16 protein-coding genes and 1 pseudogene are annotated in these 19,928 nt (G+C 67.0%); 7 read left to right on the forward strand and 10 right to left on the reverse strand.

Annotation, left to right across the window (positions count from 1 at the left end):
* Positions 1-64 precede the first annotated feature (64 nt).
* Positions 65-502 carry an RNA-binding S4 domain-containing protein gene (locus ACYVKA_RS09115; protein WP_460704759.1) on the forward strand — a complete coding sequence of 146 codons (438 nt, stop codon included), beginning with the start codon at positions 65-67 and terminating at the stop codon, positions 500-502.
* On the opposite strand, the gene ACYVKA_RS09120 is transcribed toward ACYVKA_RS09115, so the two are convergent.
* Positions 499-1,275: a GNAT family N-acetyltransferase gene (locus ACYVKA_RS09120; RefSeq protein WP_460704913.1), complete on the reverse strand. Its 777-nt coding sequence runs from the start codon at positions 1,273-1,275 to the stop codon at positions 499-501. The genes ACYVKA_RS09115 and ACYVKA_RS09120 overlap by 4 nt on opposite strands.
* A pseudogene (locus tag ACYVKA_RS09125) lies at positions 1,264-2,496 on the reverse strand (peptide MFS transporter); the annotation flags it as partial. The pseudogene ACYVKA_RS09125 and the gene ACYVKA_RS09120, both read right to left, overlap by 12 nt.
* A gap of 287 nt (positions 2,497-2,783) precedes the next feature.
* Here ACYVKA_RS09125 and ACYVKA_RS09130 point away from each other — a divergent pair.
* From ACYVKA_RS09130 to ACYVKA_RS09140, 3 genes are all read left to right on the forward strand, one after another.
* The gene (locus ACYVKA_RS09130; protein WP_460704761.1) at positions 2,784-3,443 is read left to right on the forward strand and encodes a DUF1707 SHOCT-like domain-containing protein; all 660 of its coding nucleotides are present in this window, start codon (positions 2,784-2,786) and stop codon (positions 3,441-3,443) included.
* A gap of 32 nt (positions 3,444-3,475) precedes the next feature.
* Positions 3,476-3,961: a PH domain-containing protein gene (locus tag ACYVKA_RS09135; RefSeq protein WP_460704763.1), complete on the forward strand. Its 486-nt coding sequence runs from the start codon at positions 3,476-3,478 to the stop codon at positions 3,959-3,961.
* A 206-nt stretch (positions 3,962-4,167) separates the two neighbouring features.
* On the forward strand, positions 4,168-5,661 hold the full coding sequence (locus ACYVKA_RS09140; protein ID WP_460704765.1) for a PH domain-containing protein: 1,494 nt from the start codon (positions 4,168-4,170) through the stop codon (positions 5,659-5,661).
* Positions 5,662-5,668: 7 nt separating this feature from the next.
* Here ACYVKA_RS09140 and ACYVKA_RS09145 read toward each other — a convergent pair whose 3' ends face one another.
* From ACYVKA_RS09145 to ACYVKA_RS09170, 6 genes are all read right to left on the reverse strand, one after another.
* Positions 5,669-6,637: a GDP-L-fucose synthase family protein gene (locus ACYVKA_RS09145; RefSeq protein WP_460704767.1), complete on the reverse strand. Its 969-nt coding sequence runs from the start codon at positions 6,635-6,637 to the stop codon at positions 5,669-5,671.
* A 74-nt stretch (positions 6,638-6,711) separates the two neighbouring features.
* Positions 6,712-7,758 (reverse strand): GDP-mannose 4,6-dehydratase, encoded by a 1,047-nt coding sequence (gene gmd / locus ACYVKA_RS09150; protein WP_460704769.1) that lies wholly within the window; start codon positions 7,756-7,758, stop codon positions 6,712-6,714.
* Between the two features lie 3 nt (positions 7,759-7,761).
* Entirely contained in the window at positions 7,762-9,024 is a 1,263-nt protein-coding gene (locus ACYVKA_RS09155) for a glycosyltransferase family 4 protein (protein ID WP_460704771.1), read from the reverse strand.
* Positions 9,025-9,224: 200 nt separating this feature from the next.
* Positions 9,225-10,340, reverse strand: coding sequence for a glycosyltransferase (locus ACYVKA_RS09160; RefSeq protein ID WP_460704773.1), 1,116 nt, complete (start codon positions 10,338-10,340; stop codon positions 9,225-9,227).
* Complete coding sequence (locus ACYVKA_RS09165) at positions 10,337-10,756, reverse strand: DapH/DapD/GlmU-related protein (protein WP_460704775.1); 420 nt, start codon at positions 10,754-10,756, stop codon at positions 10,337-10,339. The genes ACYVKA_RS09160 and ACYVKA_RS09165 overlap by 4 nt, the downstream gene beginning before the upstream one ends.
* A gap of 250 nt (positions 10,757-11,006) precedes the next feature.
* Entirely contained in the window at positions 11,007-13,580 is a 2,574-nt protein-coding gene (locus ACYVKA_RS09170) for a right-handed parallel beta-helix repeat-containing protein (RefSeq protein ID WP_460704777.1), read from the reverse strand.
* 240 nt (positions 13,581-13,820) lie between these two features.
* Here ACYVKA_RS09170 and ACYVKA_RS09175 point away from each other — a divergent pair, with 240 nt between their 5' ends.
* From ACYVKA_RS09175 to ACYVKA_RS09185, 3 genes are all read left to right on the forward strand, one after another.
* Positions 13,821-14,999, forward strand: coding sequence for a polysaccharide biosynthesis protein (locus ACYVKA_RS09175; RefSeq protein ID WP_460704779.1), 1,179 nt, complete (start codon positions 13,821-13,823; stop codon positions 14,997-14,999).
* A 274-nt stretch (positions 15,000-15,273) separates the two neighbouring features.
* Entirely contained in the window at positions 15,274-15,903 is a 630-nt protein-coding gene (locus ACYVKA_RS09180; RefSeq protein ID WP_460704781.1) for a YveK family protein, read from the forward strand.
* 5 nt (positions 15,904-15,908) lie between these two features.
* Positions 15,909-17,348, forward strand: coding sequence for a hypothetical protein (locus ACYVKA_RS09185; protein WP_460704783.1), 1,440 nt, complete (start codon positions 15,909-15,911; stop codon positions 17,346-17,348).
* Between the two features lie 90 nt (positions 17,349-17,438).
* On the opposite strand, the gene ACYVKA_RS09190 is transcribed toward ACYVKA_RS09185, so the two are convergent.
* Both ACYVKA_RS09190 and ACYVKA_RS09195 read right to left on the reverse strand, forming a co-directional pair.
* Complete coding sequence (locus ACYVKA_RS09190) at positions 17,439-18,749, reverse strand: glycoside hydrolase family 71 protein (RefSeq protein WP_460704785.1); 1,311 nt, start codon at positions 18,747-18,749, stop codon at positions 17,439-17,441.
* Between the two features lie 196 nt (positions 18,750-18,945).
* Positions 18,946-19,821: a glycosyltransferase family 2 protein gene (locus ACYVKA_RS09195; protein WP_460704787.1), complete on the reverse strand. Its 876-nt coding sequence runs from the start codon at positions 19,819-19,821 to the stop codon at positions 18,946-18,948.
* Positions 19,822-19,928 lie beyond the last annotated feature (107 nt).

The following is a 19,928-nucleotide window of genomic DNA, read 5'->3' on the forward strand; positions in this document are numbered from 1 at the left end:
TCCTGTGTGCCCGGCACCCGCCTGCTGCATCGGCGACCTATGGCCCAGCGGCTATCGTCGTCCCATGGCAAGGATCGACGCGTGGTTGTGGTCGGTGCGACTGTTCAAGACGCGCTCGACCGCGAAGAAGGCCATCGAGGGCGGGCACGTGCGGCTCAACGGCGAACCGACCAAGCCCTCGCACACCGTCGTCCCGGGTGACACCATCACCATCCGCGAGCCGGGTCGGGAGCGCCGCTACGAGGTGACGCAGCTGATCACCAAGCGGGTGGGGGCACCCATCGCCCAGACCTGCTACATCGACCACTCCCCACCCCCGCCGAGCCACCTGCACGCCGGGCCGGTGGGGCGACGCGACCGCGGGGCCGGCCGGCCCACCAAGCGCGACCGTCGCGAGATCGACCGGCTACGGGGGCGCGACGCCCAGGCCGGGCACCTGGGTTTCGTCGGCTTCGACGTCGACGAGTTCGGCGAGCTCCGGCTGGACGGCTTCGAGGGCTAGGAGTCCGAGGACACCGGGTCGAGTCCGATGAAGCGACGGAAGGCCTCCACGCCCTCGACGACGACCGGCTCGTCTGGGCGCACCAGCCATTCGGGGCGCAGCCAGACGTACTGCTCGGTGCGGAAGGTGCCGTCGCCATTGGCCAGCCGGTGCATCCCATTGGGCTGGTAGCCGACGCGGCGGCTCACCCCGGCAGACCGCGAGTTGTCGTGGTGGTAGGCGCTCTCCAGGATTTCGGCGCCGAGGTGGTCGAAGCACAGCACCGCCACCATCTGGCGCATCAGGGTGCCGATCCCCTGCCCTTGGTGGGCCAGCCCGATCCAGCTGCCGGTCTCGAGGGTTCGACTGGCCAGGAAGTCCTGCTTGTTGAACACGTCCTGGCAGCCGATCGGACGGCCGTCGAGCAGGACGGTCAGCTTCAAGGTCCACGCCTCGGGTCGAAAGGCGGCCCAAGTTCCCCAGACGTGCTGCCACTGGTTGAGGTGCTGGTTGGGAAAGGAGGGCCAGTCCACGATGAACGGGTTCTCGCCGTCATACACGCCGTCGATGGCGGTTTCGGCCAAGGCCGGGACGTGCTCGGGGCGCGTTCCCGCCAGCTCCAGGCGTCCGCACCGCACCGACAACCCGAAGGCGGGGAAGGTCTCCTCGATCGTCTGCACGGACGAATCCTCCCAGCAAGACGCTGCGGCGCGCCACGTGTTTTCCGGCCGGCGCCCACTCGAGGCGGTGGCCGCCGGCCGGAGGTGCGAGGGCCAGCGCCCGATGTCGCTCATCTTCGACTGCGTCCACGGCGAGATGATCGCGAAGAGCACGGCAACGCCGATGGTCACCGCCCCCAGTCCGTAGTAGAAGGCGACGTCACCCAGCTCGCGGGTCTGGATGGTGAAGACCAGCGCCAGGAACCACCACGGAGCCAGGCGGGTGCCGCCGGGGAAGTTCTGGAAGCCCCAGCCCATCATGAGCGCCGAGGCCCCGATGATCGCCGCGGCGATCGCGAACTTCATCGCCGTGGTGGGGAAACGGCCGGCGCGGCGGGTGAACAGCCAGCCCAGCAGCGGGGCGAGGATCAGCACGAAGAGCGGGTTGATCGACTGGTGGGCCTCGGGGCTGATGGTCAGGCTGCCCAGTCCGGTGGCGCCATTGGTGTTGTCCTTGGCGAAGCTGGCCATCTTGTTGGCGGCCTGCTCGAAGATGATGGTGAACAGCATCGAACCGAACCACAGCGGCAGGAAGGTCCACAGGTGGCTGCGCTCGCCGGCGGTCACGTTGGGTCTGCGGAACATCATCAGGAAGTAGGAGGCCGAGGCGACCGTGGCGACGGTGAAGACCACGTAGGCGATGCCCTCGGCCAGTGCGCCGAAGAGGGGCTTGTAGATGAAGGTCAGGGCGACGACGGCAACGCAGAAGGCCACGGACCACAGCAGCATCCTGCGGCCCTCGCCCGGCTTGAGCGGGTTGGGCACGTCATAGGTGAACTGGCTCAGCCGGCCGCGGCCGTAGTAGAAGGCGGCCAGGCCGCAGGCCATGCCGATAGGGGCGGCGATGAAGCCGACGTGGTAGCCGTAGTGGTCCTTGAGCCAGCCGGTGATCAGCGGCGAGACCAGCGAGCCGACGTTGATCGACATGTAGAGCAGCTGGAAGCCGGCCTCGCGGCGAGGGTCGTCGGCGTCGTAGAACCCGCCGACGATGGTCGACAGGTGGGGCTTGATGAAGCCGGTGCCGAAGGCGATCATGAACAGCCCGATCCACGAGGTGCTGACGGTGGGCACGGCCAGCAGCACGTGGCCGGCCATGATCACCAGGCCGGTGGACTTGTCCAGCCCGAATCCACCGTTGGCGAAGGTGTCGGTGATGAAGTACAGCAGGATGGCGCGCATGCCGAACCAGCTGAGGCGTTCCCACATCTCCACCTGGAGCATCCACGGCAGGCCGCGGGGCTGGCCGAACAATCCACTGTCATCCACCGACGGCCCGGTGCGGACCGTCGCCGGACGTCAGCGGGTGGCCTGCGTGGTCTGGTGGGAGGACCTCGACGTCACGGGCATTCCTTTCGCCTGACAGTCACGAGCCGCTGCCTTGCTGCACGATGCCCTACCTGCACACGATCTTTCGTCGTGGCGCGCCCACGATATGAGATCGTTTCGGAGACCTGCCGGGGACCCCCCTGCTTGCCAGTCGGTGAGGTTTCTGGGCCGTGTGGACCCTGACTCGTCCCCGATCGGATGCCGCGGCACGACCTTCGTCGTCTCCCGTGGAGCCATCCACGGCCTAGCCTCGTGCCATGAGTTCCATCCAGCCCTCTGACCCCCCGGTGCCCGGCGATCTCCAGATTCGCTGCGCCGATGCCGACCGCGAGATGGTCGCCAGCGTCCTCAATGCCGCCTACTCTGAAGGACGCATCACCCTTGACGAGCACTCCGAGCGTCTGGAGAAGGTCTGGCGCTCGCGCACCTTCGCCGACCTCGTCCCCCTGACCGCCGATCTCGTCCCCACCGACGGCCAGCGCATGCCCCGCCAGGTGGCCACCTCGCAACCGCGACTGGTGGTCGACAGCTCCCACCAGGAGCAGGCGGCGGACACCCTGTTCACCGTCCTGGGCACGGTCCGTCGCCAGGGGGTGTGGCGGATGCGCCGGCGCACCACGGGCCTGGTGCTGCTGGGCGATGCCCGCCTCGACCTGCGCCAGGCGGTCCTGGAGGACCGCGAGTGCATCGTCACCGTGCCGGTGGTGCTGGGCGAGATCAAGGTGACGGTCCCCGATGGCGTGGAGGTGGTCGACGAGACCACCAACATCATGTCCGACGTCAAGATCCGTGGCCTGGCCCCCGCACCGGCCGGCGCGCCTCGCATCATCCTGCGCGGCATGGTGCTGATGGGCGGGATCACCGTCACCGGTCCGTGCCACAAGGGCCTGGCCGAACGTCTGGGGATCGGGGTCTGACGCCTGAGGCCTCGTGCCGTAGGTTTGCGGGGGTGGACACCTTCGACCCGCCCGCCGACCAGTGGAAGACGCTCTCACCTGCCTACCTGACGATGAAGCGCCGGATGATCCTCATCGTCTGGCCCCTGTTGTTGCTGCCCGGTTGCATTGCCCTGGGCTGGTTCTGGCACTGGTGGGCCGGTGCCGCCCTGGCGCTGGCCTCGGTGGCCTGGATCGCCTGGCGCTGGGTCCGGATGGGCCGGATGTGGAAGGTTTGGGGTTATGCCGAGCGCGGCACCGACCTGTACATCCGCGAGGGCCTGATGTGGCGTCGCATGACGGTGGTGCCCTATGGCCGCATGCAGGTGGTGACGGTGAACTCCGGCCCCATCGAACGCCAGCACGGCCTGGCCACCGTCACCTTGCAGACCGCCTCGGCCAGCACCGATGCGACGATTCCCGGCCTGGCGCAGCACGATGCCGACGCCCTGCGGGAGCGCCTCACCGAGCTGGGCGAGCAGCAGGCGGTGGGCCTGTGAACCAGCAGCTCCCCCAGCCGCCCGGCACCACTCCCAGTGCGCACGAGCCCGTGGACCTGGACCAGCTGCCCCCTCCCGCGTGCCCGGAACCACTTGCCGTCGAGACGGACGAGCCCGCCCCCAATGGGTCCGTGCACGATGTGTCAGCTCACGATGTGTTAGCCCATGATGAGCCAGTCCGCGATGAGCCCGTCCCCCTGGACGAGGTGAGCCTGGCGAGCGCCACGACCACCACCCGGTCGGTGATGGAGCGGCCGCACCCCGCCACACCGGTGATCAAGGGCTGGATGGCCCTGGTCGGCCTGGTCTTCCTGGTGGGAAAGGACCTGCTGGAAAGCCTCGGCAAGGACGGCGAACACTTCGGTGTGCGCGACATCGCCTTCTTCAGCTTCCTGCTGGCGGTCTATGTGGTCGTGACCGGGATCGGTGGCTTCTTCAGCTGGCGCACCACCCGCTTCGTCATCGACGACCAGCAGGTGCGCATCGAGCACAACTTCATCCAGCACTCCTCGGACAAGATCCCCTTCACCAAGATCCAGTCCGTCGACGTGGTCCAGCCCTTCGCCGCACGCCTGCTCGGCCTGGCACAGCTGCGCATCGATGTCGGCGCCAGCGAGGGCCGCACGATCGAGTTCCTGGGCCGCGGCCGGGCCTACCAGATGCGCGACTACCTGGTGGCCCGGGCCCACGGCCAGCAGACCACGGTGGCCGAGTCGGCCGCCTCACGCGCCACCGCCGACGCCCTCCACGACCTGGCCGACGACGAGACGGTGCTGCTGCGCGTGCCCCCGCAGCGTCTGGTGCTGGCGGCGGTGCTCTCCTCCGGTTTCCTGGTGACCCTGGCCCTCAGCGTGGCGGCCATCGCCGGCATGACCTGGGCCCGCGAGTTCGGCGCCGTGGTCGGCATCATCCCCTTGCTCACCGCCCTGGCCGGCATCATCGGCAATTCCGTCGTCAAGCAGTGGAACTACGCCCTGGTGCGGTCCGGTCAGGCGCTCAAGGTGTCCCGCGGCATGACCACCCTGGTCAGCCAGACCCTGCCGACCGACCGCATCCAGGGCATCACCGTCACCCAGCACCTGCTGTGGCGTCCCTTCGGGCTGCACCGGGTCTCCATCGACGTGCTCGGCTACGGCTCTGGTGACGACGAGGACCGGGCCAGCGACATCCTGCTTCCGGCCGGCACCTCGGACGAGGTCGCGCTGGCCATCGATGCCGTCTGGCCGGGCTTCCGCCTGGACCAGGTGCAGATGCACCCGGCACCGCCGCGTGCGAGGAAGCTGCACCCCTTCATCTGGAAGAGCCTGCGCTGGGGCCGTACCGAGGAGGTCTTCGTCGCCGCCGACGGGGGCCTGGTGCGCACCACCAGCGTCGTGCACCATGCCCGGGTGCAGTCGGCCCATCTCAAGGCAGGTCCGCTGCAGCGCCGCCTGGGGCTGGCCGACGTGCAGCTCGACACAACGGGATCCACCCTGCTGGCGCACGAGCTCGACCAGCACACCGCCCGTGAGCTGGTGCTGGCGCAGATGGAGACCTGCCGGGAGGCACGGCGGCGCGACGCGAAACGTCGTCAGGTCGCACCCCCGCGCGCAGACACCGACCCCGCGCCGGTCACGGGGTACGCCTCGCTGACCGTCGAGGCCCCGGGCCTGGGGCCCGGCGTCGGGACCGTGGCCCCACCGCCGGACGCCCAGGACTGAGGCGGCCTCACTCGCGGATGTCGTCCTTGTTCTCGCGGTACCAGGCGATCGCGTTCTCCAGGCCGGAGCGCAGGTCGTACTTCGGCTCCCAGCCCTCGCTGCGCAGCTTGCTCACGTCGAGCAGCTTCTGCGGGGTGCCGTCGGGCTTGCTGGTGTCCCACTCGACCTCGCCGGTGTAGCCGACGATCTCGGCGATCAGGCCGGCCACCTCCTTGATGGTGGTGTCGGTGCCGGTGCCCACGTTGACCTGCTGGGGCCCGTCGTAGTGCTCCATCAGGTGCAGGCAGGCCGAGGCCATGTCGTCGACGTGCAGGAATTCGCGGCGCGGGCTTCCGGTGCCCCAGTTGGTCACCGTATCGGCTCCGCTCGCGACGGCATCGTCGTACCGGCGGATCAGTGCGGGAAGCACGTGTGAGCCCTTGGGCGAGAAGTTGTCACCGGGGCCGTAGAGGTTGGTGGGCATGGCACTGATCCAGTGCACGCCGTGCTGTCGACGGGCGGCCTGCACCTGCAGGATGCCCGCGATCTTCGCAATGGCGTAGGCATCATTTGTCTCTTCCAGATAACCCGTGAGAAGTGCGTCTTCCGTGATGGGCTGGTCGGCCAGCTTGGGATAGATGCAGGAGCTTCCCAGGAAGAGCAGGCGGTCGACGCCCTGCTCCAGTGCGGCGTCCATCACGTTCACCTGGATTTGCAGGTTCTGGCTGATGAAGTCATAGGGGTAGGTGTTGTTGGCCAGGATGCCGCCCACCTTGGCCGCAGCCAGGAAGACGTAGGTCGGCTTCGTCTCGGCGAAGAAGTCGGCCACCGCCCGACGGTCTGTGAGGTCGAGCTCTGCGTGGGTTCGGGTGACGATCCTGGTGAAGCCCTGCTCGGTCAGGTGCCGCAGGATCGCGCCACCCACGAGGCCGCGATGGCCTGCGACGTAGACGACGGCATCGCGCTTGAGCGGCGCGGGTGTGAAGTTCTCGGTCATGTGTTCCCCCCGGTGGTCTTGATCATGGAAACGACGAACGGCGCCAGGATCTTCCCGGCGCCGTTCGTGGCAGGTCAGTTCTTCCTGGACCAGTCGACGGCCCAGTCCGTCTTCGGGATGTCGACGTCGTGCGCCCTACCGGACTCGAGTGCCCTGATGTCGGACTCGACCATGATGCGGGCCAGTTCAGGCGTGTGCACCTTGGCTTCCCAGCCGAGCTTCTCCTTGGCCTTCGAGGGGTCGCCGATGAGGGCATCCACCTCGGTGGGGCGCAGGTAGCGGGGATCGAACTTGACGTACTTCTCCCACTCCAGGTCGGCGGCCTCGAAGGCGAACTGGAGGAAGTCGCGCACGGTGTAGGGCTGGCCCGTGGCCAGCACGAAGTCGTCGGGCTCGTCCACCTGCAGCATCCGCCACATGCCCTCGACGTACTCCGGCGCATAGCCCCAGTCGCGGATCGAGTCGATGTTGCCCATGTAGAGATCGTCCTGCAGGCCGGCCTTGATCGCAGCCACGGCGCGTGTGATCTTGCGCGTGACGAAGGTCTCGCCACGGCGCGGAGACTCGTGGTTGAACAGGATGCCGTTGACCGCGTGCAGGTCGTAGGCCTCGCGGTAGTTCTTGGTGATCCAGTAGGAGTACATCTTCGCCGCGCCATAGGGCGAGCGCGGGTACATCGGCGTCTCCTCGTTCTGCGGCGGCGGGGTGGCACCAAACAGCTCCGACGTGGACGCCTGGTAGAAGCGCGGGCTGATGCCGGCCTGGCGCACGGCCTCCAGCAGGCGGACGGTGCCGGTGCCGGTGGTGTCGGCGGTGTGCTCAGGCTCGTCGAAGGAGACGCGCACGTGGCTCTGGGCGGCCAGGTTGTACACCTCGTCGGGACGGATGCTGTCCATCAGGGTGACCAGACGGGCACCGTCGGACAGGTCGCCGTAGTGCAGCGACAGCTTGGTGTCCGAGTCGTCGTGCGGATCGACGTAGATGTGGTCGATGCGGTGGGTGTTGAAGGTCGAGGCTCGACGAATGAGTCCGTGCACCTCGTAGCCCTTGGCGAGCAGCAGTTCGGCCAGGTACGAGCCGTCCTGACCGGTGATGCCGGTGATGAAGGCCTTCTTGGCCATGGCTTACTCCGTTTCCTTGGTGTTGATCCCTCGGCGCGGCCCCGGATGAGCCACAGACTTGCCGACCAGCCCGCAGAGCCAGCCGGCGACACGTTGGTAGGCCGAATCTGCAGACAGGTGCTCGGCCGCGAAGGTCCGAGCGCTCCTGCCGTACTCCTCGGCACGGTCCTTGGCCCGTGCGATGTCCTCGATGGTCGTCAACAGGGCCGCCGGATCACCGGGAGTGATGACGGGTCCAGCGCCTGCTGCCCTGACCTCCTCGGAGGTTGCGCTGTCGGTCTCGGTGGCGGCCACGACGGGCTTGCCCTGGACGAAGTAGCTGGTGAGCTTGCTGGGCACGGCAGACTCCCGCAGGCCGGGCTTCTCGTTGACCAGCAACACGTCGGCGCACTGAAGGATGGCTGCGTATTCCTCGTCATCGAGGCTGGGCACCATCACCAGATGCTCAATCCCCTCCCCGAGCTCGGCGAGTGCATCGCGGCGTGAGCCGTTCCCGACCAGACCGAAGACGACAGACGAGCCGCGCTCGTCGGCAAGACGAGCAGCCTCGACGATGTTCTCCAGGTACTGCTTGGCGCCCATGTTGCCGGTGTGCAGCGCGACGAGCTCGGCCTCGCCGAAGTAGGTGCGTCGCACCCCCTGCGGGTCGCCCGCCACCGTGTTGTCGATGTGGCTCCAGTTGCGGGAGATGCAGACCTTGGCGGGATCCACCCCGAGGTCGTCGACCACGTGGCGTCGGAATCGGTCGTGGATCACGAGCACGCCGTCGGCATGGCGCAGCACGGCGGACTCGAGCTTGCCGAGGATCCTGCCCTTGATGTTGCTCCCGCCGATCTCACGGGCACCATTGCTGTAGAGGTCCTGCACCCACACCACGATCGGCGGCTGGCCGGGCAGCTTGCCGCGCAAGACCTGTAGCGAGGTGCTGATCAGGGCCGGACTGACGCACAGGACCACGTCGGGCTGCTTCCAGGCGCTCGTGACGGCACCGAGGCCGAAGGTGAGTTCCTGCAGGATGCGGCTGAGCCCCATACCGCCGGAGCCGATCATGTGCCGGACACGACGCACCGGCACGCCCTTGATGGTCTCCAGACGGGTGAGGCCCGAGAAATTGGTGTAGTTGCTCCACTGCGGATAGTGGGGAGTGCCGGTGATCACGCGCACCTGGTGCCCCAGACCTTGCAAACCCTCCGCCATCGCCGCCGTGTAGGGCGCGATACCCGAGATTTCCGGCGCGTAATTCACCCCGATCGTCAAGATCTTCATGCAGTCACTCCTATAATCAAGTTCGCACCGAACCATCCCCCGATGATTCGCGGATCACCGCGATTGGGTGGATCCACGAGCGCGAAGCCGCCGCCCCGCAGGGGTGGCCAGCGAACGCAACGATACAGACAATGAGGCAACGGAACCGGACTTGAGCCTCCACTCACAGCAGGCGCTCAGCCCGGCGCCGACAGGTGCAATCAGTTGCCCTGGTAGGCCTTCACCAGCTGGTCGACGATCGGCCTCATGGAGAATTCGTTCCGGATCAGTTCCTGCGCTCGGTCGGCCGTCTCACGACGCAGTTCATCGCTGGCCAAGTACTTCCTGACAGCTGGCGCAATCTCCTCCGGGGCGTTTGTCGTCACGGTGCCGGCGTCGGCCCCGCCCACCGCTGGAGCCAGTCCACACGTGTTGGTGAGAACGACTGGCAGCCGCGCCGCCAGGGCCTCGAGGACAGACATGGGATATGGCTCGTCCACCGACGGGAGCACATAGACATCGGCCGTGGCCATGGTGTCCTGACATCCTGCTCGGTCAGCAGGGCCGTCCCAGCGGAGCCGCTCGCCCAGGCCAGACGCGGCGATGGCAGTCGCGACCTCATCGCCTTGACCCTCGTCCGGCCCCACCATGCGGAAGTACACGTCAGGGAACTCCGGGGCCAACTCCTTGGCGGCCTCGACGAAGACCAACGGGCGCTTGCGGGCCTGCAACCGAGCCAGATACAGCACTGTGGTGTGCTCGTGCTCACGCGGGCTGGGCATCGAATCTGCGTTGAGCCCGTTGTGGAGCTCTTCCACCCGGATCCGGGGCCCGGCCACATCCAGTACACCCTTACGCTCGACAGGGGTGAGGAAGAAGACCTTGGCAGCAGCCCGCAGGACGCGGCGCGTGAGCACGGCGTCCAGCGGCTTGGCGAGCAACTTGTCCGACGGGTCGATCATGCCGTGCGTCTGGACGCAGGTTCGGACACCGAGGTTTTGGACGAGAGCCGCCGCGGGAAGGCTGACGAAGTCACGCGCCAAATGGACGTGGACCGCATCCGCCTGCCGGGCGTTCTGGCGGAGCCAACCGAGCATCGCTGGGCTTGCCATGCCGGCAAAACCCGCCCCAGGGATGATCTGCTTCACCGGAAACAACTTGACCGGGACATCTTGGTACGTGGTGGGCAGGGCTCCTTCGAAACCGCTGGCACCTGCGACGAGCGTCACGTCATGACCTGCGGCGATCAGTGACCGACAGTGGTTGAAGGCGACGGTGGTGGGCCCGCCGTAGGCGTTCTCCGGAGTGATGACGGTGGCAATCTGGATGATCTTCATGACTGGGTCTCCTTGACCTCACTTCGGGGCGCCAGGACCCGGGCGCCTTCGGGAACATCCTTGACGACCAGCGCTGTGGCACCCACCACCGCATCGCGGCCGATGGTCACCCCTCGCAGAACCGTGGCCCGGGCAGCGACCCAAGCCCCGTCCTCGACCGTGATCGGGGCGTTGTCGAACTCGAAGGCCGGTTCGTCCGCTCGGTGACTTCCCGTGCACAGGAAAGCCTGCTGGGAGATGCAGACGTCCTCTCCGATGGTGATCGGTTCCAGGTTCAGCAGGTAGGTCCCGACGCCGATCCAGGTGTTGTCACCCACGCTCAGCTTCCACGGCCAATGGACGCGCACGTCATTGCGGATGTTGACGTTCTCGCCGATCTGGGCTCCGAAGGCCCGCAGCACCGTTGCTCGCGCCACGGGCGGACACATCACGGAACGCGTGAGTGGCTCGGCCACGAGGGCCCAGGCTGCGCAGACGAGGGGTGAACGACCCTTGTCGTATCCCCGCCCCGTGAACTGGGCCAAGCGCCGAAAATGGCCCGACTGTCTGGTCGTCGTCATCTGAATCCCTCGAGTGGTCTGTCCCGCACGGCGCCCCCGATGGACCCCAGGACCTTCGCCAGCATAACCGAGCAGGTCATGCGTGCAGCCGCATCACAGGGGACGCTCAGCGCGGTCCAAAGCCCCCGAGATCAAAGGCCTTGAAACCCAAATTCCCTTGCAGAGCAGGAGAATGAGAGGGGATGGAGTAGTCCCCGATGGCGGGATCCTTCAGTAAGGGGTCAGCGACGACCGAGTGCTGGTCGAGACCCCGGGCCCGCCACTGGAGCCAAGGGCTGGGGCGCGGGAAGGGACCGGCGCCCAAGGCGGTGAGCGTCGTGGCCCCCGGCCCTGCTCGGAAGCGCATGCCCACCTCGCCCGTGTAGTCATTGCGCCACCTTCCCGGCTGTTGGCTGCCTGCCCTCACCAGCTTGATGGCACCCCTGTCCGAACGGATCCGGGCGTTCACCGGCCCGAAGCTCCGCTCGGCATTGCCCACCAGGAATCGACCGTCCGGCACGGAGTAGACGTCACCGACCATGGAAGCCCCCGTCACGCGGACGGGGCTCGGATCGCGCCAACGCCATTGCCCCTGTCGCACCCGAACCAGCAGGTCGTACTCCTGGCCTGGATCGAGTGTCACGGCCTGAGACAGGTCCGTGAACTCCTCTGTGGTCGCATTGACCGCCCGGACCTCGGCCTGGGCCACCACTCGGGCATCCCGTACGCTGCGCAAGACCACCGTCGCGGTACCCCGGGGCGGCGCCGTCGGGTCCCCGGCGATGTCCCACCACAGGTTGGCATCGCTTCGCGTGGTGGCCTCGGGCGCTGCCACGAGGTTGCCGCCCTGACCGACGACGACATTGCGCTCGAACCGAACGCTCCACTCCGACAACCCGCCCAGCCCCAAACTCCGCACGCCACCACCGTCGCGCAGCTGGACCTGGCTGTTGCCGTGGACCAGGTTGTTCTCCACCACCACGCCGGAGACACTGTTGGGCGCCCAGATCCCCTCCTGGTTGTCGTGGACCAGGTTGTCGCGCACCTGCAGCAGGGCGGTTCCCTGGTCGAGGTAGATGCCTGCCGAGGGCGAGCGTCCACCCTGGACATCGTGGACGTGGTTGTGCTCCACCACGCTGTTCGTCTGCCGCCCCAGTGTGTAGATGCCCCCGAGGTCCCACAGGAGGCCCTGGCCCAAGTCGTGCACGTGGTTGTGCCGCACCCGGATGCCGGATACCCCGATGCTCTGGTAGTCCCATCGCCACCCGGTGGAGATGCCCGTGTAGAAGAGGTGGTGCACCTCGTTGTGGTCGATTTCCACCTCTGCCACGTCCTGCACGAGGATTCCGGCGGCCATGTGGAAGACCTGCCCACACTCGTGGACGCGGCAGTCGGTGACCCGCACCGCCGACGTGTTGAGCTTGCCGTTCGACGGCGCCCCCGCCTCCGAGGCGACCCGGATCCCGCCCCCACCGGCCCTGGTCACCTCACAGCCTTGGACTGTGACGTTGCGACACCCCCGGCCCACCTCGACGCCGAACTCCCCGAGGTCCGCGAAGGTGCAGCCGACGACCTCGACGTCTTGGGCGTACTGCAGCTGCAGGCATGCCCGGAGCGTGGCCGCACTCTGGGCCGCCGTCCACTGGGAGCCGTCCTCGACACCGGGCTGCAGATAGTCCCACGCGGTGTTGCCGAAGGACAGGCCCTCGCGGCGCACCCCGCCCGCCGGCGCCTGCTTGCTGCCCACGACCCTCAGCAAGGTGCTGCCGAGCGGGGCGCTGATCTCCACGCCGCCGAGTTCCTCATCCTCCATGGGCAGATAGGTGACCACGGAGGACTCCCTGTCCAGATACCACTGCCCCGGCTTGCGCAGTGCCTCCCGGACATTCTCGAGGTAGAACTCCCTCGGTGCCCAGGTCACGTCACCCAGAGGGCGTGCCGCAACCGTGCAGGTGGTGCTTGTGGCTGCGGCGATCAGTGAACGCTCGTCATACCACTCTCGTAGCGAGACCACCTCGACGTCCTGCAGGTAGCGCCACTCGGGGGAGACCGCACCCCGGTGCGAGAAGGACATGGTTCCCGCGTCACTGTCCAGGTCCGGTGCGAAGGAGTACAGGAAGTCCTGACGCTGCGTCAGGGGCATCCGGCCGGCGAGGACGTTGTCAATGGGTTCGGGCAGGCGCGGGCGTGGCCTGGCGCGACCTGCCACGAACAGGGTGCGGAAGTTCCATGCACTGCCATCGAGCCGGGGGACCTTGGCCCGCCAGGAACGCTGCCCCGACGGGAGGCGCCCTTCCACCCATCCCTCGATCACCCGGTCACCACGGATCAGGGGCGTCGCGCCCTTGCGTGGGCGCACCACGATACGGCCGGCTCCTTGACGGGGCCCCATGGTCACCGGGGAGGCGAGCCGATGGGGACCGTCGGCCAGCAGGACCGTCACGTTCTGGGCGCCCGCGGCTCTTTCCTCGGCCAGGCGCAGGGCACGCCCGAGGGTGGCCACGGCCGACGCCTCGCTCGCACCGTCCTGCTCATCGTCACCGGACGCGGGATCGACGTGCACGACAGGACCCTCAGGTCGGCGGTGAGCCAGTGCCGCGGCACCGACCCCACAGGCCACCACGGCGCCGGCACCGAGCAGACGGCGCCGCGTCATCCGCCGGTCATCGCCGGCGTCGTCATGCTCTGGGCGGTCTGTCACCTTCTCCTCCTTGGGTCACCCCCCATCATGCCCTCCGGCCGGGCGTGGCCGCGTTCGCCCGTGAACTTGACCTGACTCCACCCAGCGTCTGTGCCCCGGCTGAGGGATTCGAGGCGAGCGATGCCCGCTCGTCTAGAGTTCAGTGGCCGGACGTCATCCGGTCATGCAGAGCACTCGGGGGAGAACAAGGACGTGCGCAAGCTGGCGGGAATGCAGCGGGTCATTGGGTTCGGTGCGTCTATGGCCCTCCTCGCCGTCGCCTCCCTACTGATCATCCCGGTGATGATGCAGGCCTCCGGTGCCGTGGCATGGGGGTCGGTTGCCCTGGGCCAGTCAATAGGCGGCATCGGATCGGTCGTGGTCGGCTACGGCTGGAACATGTCGGGGCCCGCGCAGATCGCTGGGACTGACCCCACAGAGGCTCGTAGGCAGTTCCTGGAGTCCCTCCTGGCACGACTCGTGCTCTTCATCCCGGTCTGCCTCGTGGTCGTGGGTGCCTCCATGGCCTCGACCCAACCGGGGTTCCGGGCCCTCGCCGCCGCAGGCGCTGTCTCCTCGACGGTGATCGGCCTGTCGGCAAACTGGTACTACGTCGGAACCGTCCAGCCTTGGACGCTGCTGGTCACCGAGACGGTGCCGAGGGTGCTGGGCACGGTGGCGGGAATGCTCGCCATGAAGATGGGGCATTCCGCTCTTGTCGGCGTCGGCGGCCAGCTCCTGGGCATGGTCCTGGCCGTCATGGCGAGCGCCTTCTGGGTCTTCCGGAGCCTTCACCAGCAGGGGGCCGAGAAGGCACCCCCCCGTCGTGTGCACCACGTGCTGCTGGAACAGAAGGACGGTGTCATGGCCAGCGTGGCCGGCTCCGCCATGAGCGCGCTGCCGATCGTGATCGTGGCCCATGCCAGTCCCGCCGCACAGCCCATGTTCGCCTTCGTGGACAAGTTGCAACGCCAGATGGCTGTAGCCCTCACCCCCTTCGTCACAGTCCTCCAAGGCTGGGTACCGCGGGGCAACCGCGTGGAGCGAGCGAACAAGACCCTGACTTTGGGAATGGCCATGTGCTTGGCACTCACTCTGGGCATCTTCGTCTTTGCGCCCATGCTCACCAACATCCTGGGGGGCGGAGTCATCAGAACCGGATGGGAACTGAATGCTGCGATGGCTCTGTACGTCGGTCTCGGAACATACGAACTGATGCTCTCCCACGTGGTCTTGGCGACATTCAACCGCCTCACCTTCGTGGCGTCCGTCACCATGCTCACCGGCCTCGCAAGCCTTGTCATCGCGGCACCCGCCGCCCACGGCTGGGGAGCCATCGGAGCCCTCGTGGCCGTCCTCGGCGGTCTGGTTGCACGCATCCTGATCGAGGTCTGGGAGAGCCGCATCACCCTGCTGCGGGTTCCCCGACGGGCCATGTGAGCCCTGACGCTCGCTTCGGGCTCGCCGCTTCAGCTGAAGAGAGCCTTGTGGGACAGGGACATCGCCCTGCTTGAACCGACATCCCAGACCAAACTTGACGGGCTGGGCGAACGCCACCGCTGCCTCGTCTCAGCTGGAGCTTGGGTTCGGCCCTCTAGGTTGACAGTCGTCAGGTCGCCACGAGCGGCCTGTCCCCCGCCGCCCCACGTGCGGCGGGTCAGCTCGGGGGGCTGCTGCAAGTGAACCTGCCCTCGTGACCACATGGGAGTAATTCATGGACAACACGACCGCTCTATCCACGATCTTGGGTCGTTGGAAGCTGCTGGCCATCACCACACTGGCCGGGCTCTTGGCAGGTCTGGGAGTCTCGTTCGCGACGCAGCCAACGTACGAGGCGACTTCCAGCCTGTTCCTCACGCTGCAGTCCGTTGACTCTGCAGGCGAGCTGGCCCAGACATCCGACTTCACCCAGGCCGAGGCCGCGAACTACGCTGATCTCGCCACGAGGGAGGCCGTTCTGGCTCCCACCATCCAGAACCTGGGCCTCGACAGCACCGTTTCGAAACTCTCCAAGCAGGTGAGCACCGAAGTACCGCTCGACACCTCTGGCATCGCCATCACCGCCAAGTCCTCTGATGCACAGCAGGCCGCTGACATCGCCAACGAGGCGTCCAAGAACCTCAGCGCCTATGTGGCCAAGGTCGCCCCCAAGGTAGGCGGAAAGGCCACTCCGCTGGCTCTGGTTCCTGTGGCCGAGGCCACCCCGGCAGAGGCCCCCAGCGCGCCCAGCCGCCCGCTCTACACTTTGCTCGGCGGTGTGGCCGGCCTCCTGGCGGGTGCTGGTGCTGCCCTGGCCCTGGGCACCAGCAAGCGCGCGAAGCGCCGCGAAGTGCTCGCAGGTTGAGTGTGATGAGCGCCACTGCTCGACCCCTGATTCGAGCGGGCATGCCCGGGACCAAGGCCCTCAGCGCCTGGTTCCAACTGGTGATCAGCTGCCTGCTGGGCATCGCACTGCCCGCCATCCTGGTGGCGGAGATCCCCAACACGGGCAGGAGCGAGGCGTGGATGCTCGGGCTGCTGATCATGCCATGGGCGGCGTTCCACCTGGCCGCAGATCTCGTGCGTGGTACGCCGCGGTTGTTCAGTTTCTTCTTCTGGCTGTTCAACTACATCTTCATGGGAATCGCGGCCACGGCTCAGTTGCGAAGCAACACGGTCCCCTGGACCACGCTGGGCATGCCCAAGGACCTGGACCTGACAACCATGCTGTTGGTGGTCACCGGGCTACTGTGCTACGAGGTCGGCTCCTTCTTCGCGAGTCGCAAGCCTCTCGCAAGTAGGACCAGCGTTGTCGGAATCCACCCGGCGCGCGCCGTCGCCATGACCCTTCTTTCCCTGCTACTCGCCGCCGCTTTTCTCGCGAAGGTGGGGATCCAGAAGGCTTATGTGTCTCGCGACGAGGGCGGCCAGCTCCTCGAGGCCGCCTTCCCGGATCCGACCATGTCGGCCATCATCCAGGCTTTGGCCACCTTCCCGCTGCTGATGTCGGTAGGAGCATGCGCCAGTCTGGCACGCGACACCCCCCGTAACGACCGCCGCGTGGGGTATGTCCTGTTGTGCTTGGCAGGATCTGTCCTGGTCCTGCTGATCAACAGCCCGCTCTCCTCTGCGCGCTATACGTTCGGCACTGTGGCTTTCGCGCTGGTGGTGTTCGCCGGTATGACCGCCAACAAGGTGCGCACGCGCCTCCTGCTTGGTGGAACGATCTTCGGCTTCCTTTTCCTGTTCCCCCTGGCCAACGCCTTCCGCACGGCCGGGGCGGTCCACGAGCGGTCCAGCTTCTTCGGCGAGTACCCTGCCAATCCGGACTACGACGCGTTCTGGATGATCGGGAACTCTTGGTTGTACTGGGACGGGGGGCATGCGACGCCGCTGCGCCAGATCACCGGGTCCCTGTTCTTCTGGCTGCCGCGAAGCGTCTGGCCGGACAAGCCACTGGACACGAGCATCGAGCTGGCCAATTTCCGTGGGTACGGTTTCACGAACCTCTCGGCCCCCTTGTGGGGAGAAGCGATCGTGAACGGCGGCCTCATCGGCATGGTCATCGTCTTCCTGGCGACGGGGTGGTTCCTGCGGCGCTTGGACGGGCACTTCGAGGCCACCTTCAGGCGTAGCGGCTGGTGGCTCCTGGTCATGGGCGTCTTCCCGGTCTACCTGAACATCCTCCTGCGGGGATCCCTGCTCCAAGCCACGGGGTCCCTCATGGTGGCTACGGCCAGCGCGCTCGTCCTGCGCGACTACCGCGGGAATCGCTCGACTAGGGACATCCCTCGCCGCGGCACGGAGTGATCAAGCGGCCGTGGCCCCTTGGGTGGGAAGGAATGTGGTTGAGGGGCGGGCCCTTCACGAGCCCCGCCCCTCAACTGCACCCAGAGCAGATCAGCGTTGTGTCCCACCGATCACCTGGTAAGCGAGGTCCTGGGCGACCGGGGTAGAGCGCACGCCCTGGAAGGACTCACCGCTCAGGACCGGCTGTCCCTCGCGGACCACACTGTACGAGATGCGTCCGTTGCCCAGTGGTGCCTTGTGTGTGGAGACCCCGGCAGGCGCCTTCCAGAAGTACCACCGACCGCCCACCTCGAGCCCCACCTCGGCAGGACCCTTGAGGATGGTCTGGATCTCCACCTCATCGGTCGGCTCCGAAGTCTCGACGACCGATCGGCTCAGCGTGCGAGCCGCGTTCACCGGCGCGGCGGCCACCGCATGCGTGCGGAAGGAGACGTAGGCCGCATCCTGGGAGACGTCCGCGGGTTCACCACTGCGGAACTTGGCCAGGTAGTAGGAGTTCAGGCTGAGCAGCGAGTAGCCATGGTCGACGGACGGCGCGAACTGGCTGTTCTCAGAGTAGTCATTCCAGCTCACCATCAGGGCCATGTCCGCCTTTGTGCGGATGGCTCGCTGCCAGGTTGAACGGAGGGTTCCCATGTTCGAGGACTCGAAGAAGGTGCCGGACAGGTGCCGGATATCCTGCGCAGCCACGGGGCTAACCCACTTCTTCCCCAGGGCGTGCGCCCGGGCAGCGTAGTCAGGGGACCGGTCGATGACGTCGGGCGTCCGCGAGCCCCACTCACCCATACCAGTGCTCACCGACGCGTAACGGCCGATGTTGTCGCCCACATGAATGAAGATCGGGACCAAGCTGACTGACTGGCCACGCGAGGCCATCGAGTCGTTGAAGCGCTGCCACCAGGCCGGGGCCTTGGCATCACCAGCAAACGGGGACACGATCACGTGACCGTTCTGGTCGCGGTACGTCGCCGGGTACGAGGCGAGCCTCGCCATCTTCTCCGCCAGGTACTCCGGGGAGACCGCGGAGGGCCCAGCGGTCATGTCGGGCTGCAGCAGGATCTTGAACTGAGGGTTCTCAGCCTGGGCTGCAGTCAGCAGCGCCTCGACACGTTCCCAGTTGGTGCCGTCGAGCTCAAGGATGTTGATGGCGAAACCGCTCAGCCCCGCGTTGGTCGCATCACGAACCTCCTGGCGCAGATCTGCCTGCCGCCAGTTGCCAGTGCGTGGCTCGCGCGGGAGAGGCCGGTCGCGAAGGAAGCCCCCCGCTGCGGCGAACTTGCCGCCTTCACCATCACGCCGCAGGTAGTTCACGTTGTAGTAGTCCTTGGACGGTTCGTCATTGTCCAGCGATACGGGCAGGGATGGCATGTAGTGGGCGAAGACCGGCTTGCCCGAGTCCACTGCCGGAACCTTCACCGGGGAGGTGAAGGTGGCGGAGCCATCGACGGCCAAGGCGGCGCTCGCCTCGGCAAAGTGGGGCGCATGTCGTGCCTATTCTTACTTGAGGGGGTGGGGTATGCCCACAAAAGGTGGACGCTGAGAATCTTAAACTAACTCTCAACATTTCATGGACAGCGCGCTTCCCGTCCCACCGGAGTCACAGGTTGGTGATGCGCCCAGGCTCCAGCCGGCGACGGGCAAGGTCCCCCACTGCCAACCACTCCCCACGCAGACGCTGCCATCGCGACGAGCGTTCCGCGCCGGCCAGTCCCTTCAGATTGCCGACGGTGGGTCTGGCGATCAGTCGGGCCACATCCGCCCATCCCAGGCTTCCCTTCTTGCGAAGGTAGAGCGGGTTGGCCACACAGCTGTACCCGAAGCGCACGTGCTGTGTTCGGCCGCCCGAGGCGCTTCCTTGGTGCGCCACCACACACCGTGAGTCCCGAACCACGCGACCCCTTGCACGAAGGCGACGAGCGACGTCGAGGTCCTCGAGCCATGAGTAGAGCGGCAGCGCCTCGTCGAAGGGTGTGCTCAGGATGGCATCACGCCGAATCGCCATGTTGCAGCCGTACAAGGTTCCGCTCGGCACCTGTTCCACGACCTGGTCCAGGACATGGCTGCCTTCCAGGGCCGTCATCAGTTCTGCCGCCGGAATCTCACGACCCTCCGCGGCACCGTCGCAGGCCATCCTGCCTGTCATGGCGACCACCTCCGGATCCCGGAAGACCTCTGCCACGTTCTCCGCCAGGTCCTGCCGAGGCACCGAGTCATCGTCGAGGAAGATGATGACCTCGACGTCCTCCCGGACCGCCTGCACTCCCACGTTGCGCTGCCGCGAGGCGCCGCGGGCGCCGATGACCAGCTCCAGGTCCTCCGCGTCGCGCAGGCCCCCGGGGATCCCCTCCCACGTGGGAGCCGAGACCACGATCTGCTCCAGGGGGATGCTCTGGGCGCGCAGCCCCTCGACGGCCCGAAGCAATGCCTCGTGCCTGTTGACTGTGGGGACAACTGCAGCTATGCGCATGGTCATTCCATTCCTTCGGGCCGATCGGGGGCAGCGCCATCCTGCCCATCTCCGCTGTCACCCAGCTGAGCGGCGCGTGGGCGGACGTGGTGCAGCCCCCAGATGTGATTCCC

This window comes from Luteococcus sediminum (genome assembly GCF_054783495.1).

Bases quoted from the DNA above. Each gene is read 5' to 3' on its own strand.
- ACYVKA_RS09195 (WP_460704787.1), bottom strand. From the start codon at position 19,821: ATGACCATGCGCATAGCTGCAGTTGTCCCCACAGTCAACAGGCACGAG.
- ACYVKA_RS09130 (WP_460704761.1), top strand. From the start codon at position 2,784: ATGAGTTCCATCCAGCCCTCTGACCCCCCGGTGCCCGGCGATCTCCAG.
- ACYVKA_RS09155 (WP_460704771.1), bottom strand. From the start codon at position 9,024: ATGAAGATCTTGACGATCGGGGTGAATTACGCGCCGGAAATCTCGGGT.
- ACYVKA_RS09120 (WP_460704913.1), bottom strand. From the start codon at position 1,275: ATGAGCGACATCGGGCGCTGGCCCTCGCACCTCCGGCCGGCGGCCACC.
- ACYVKA_RS09180 (WP_460704781.1), top strand. From the start codon at position 15,274: ATGGACAACACGACCGCTCTATCCACGATCTTGGGTCGTTGGAAGCTG.
- ACYVKA_RS09115 (WP_460704759.1), top strand. From the start codon at position 65: ATGGCAAGGATCGACGCGTGGTTGTGGTCGGTGCGACTGTTCAAGACG.
- ACYVKA_RS09145 (WP_460704767.1), bottom strand. From the start codon at position 6,637: ATGACCGAGAACTTCACACCCGCGCCGCTCAAGCGCGATGCCGTCGTC.
- ACYVKA_RS09160 (WP_460704773.1), bottom strand. From the start codon at position 10,340: ATGAAGATCATCCAGATTGCCACCGTCATCACTCCGGAGAACGCCTAC.
- ACYVKA_RS09175 (WP_460704779.1), top strand. From the start codon at position 13,821: ATGGCCCTCCTCGCCGTCGCCTCCCTACTGATCATCCCGGTGATGATG.
- ACYVKA_RS09185 (WP_460704783.1), top strand. From the start codon at position 15,909: ATGAGCGCCACTGCTCGACCCCTGATTCGAGCGGGCATGCCCGGGACC.
- gmd (WP_460704769.1), bottom strand. From the start codon at position 7,758: ATGGCCAAGAAGGCCTTCATCACCGGCATCACCGGTCAGGACGGCTCG.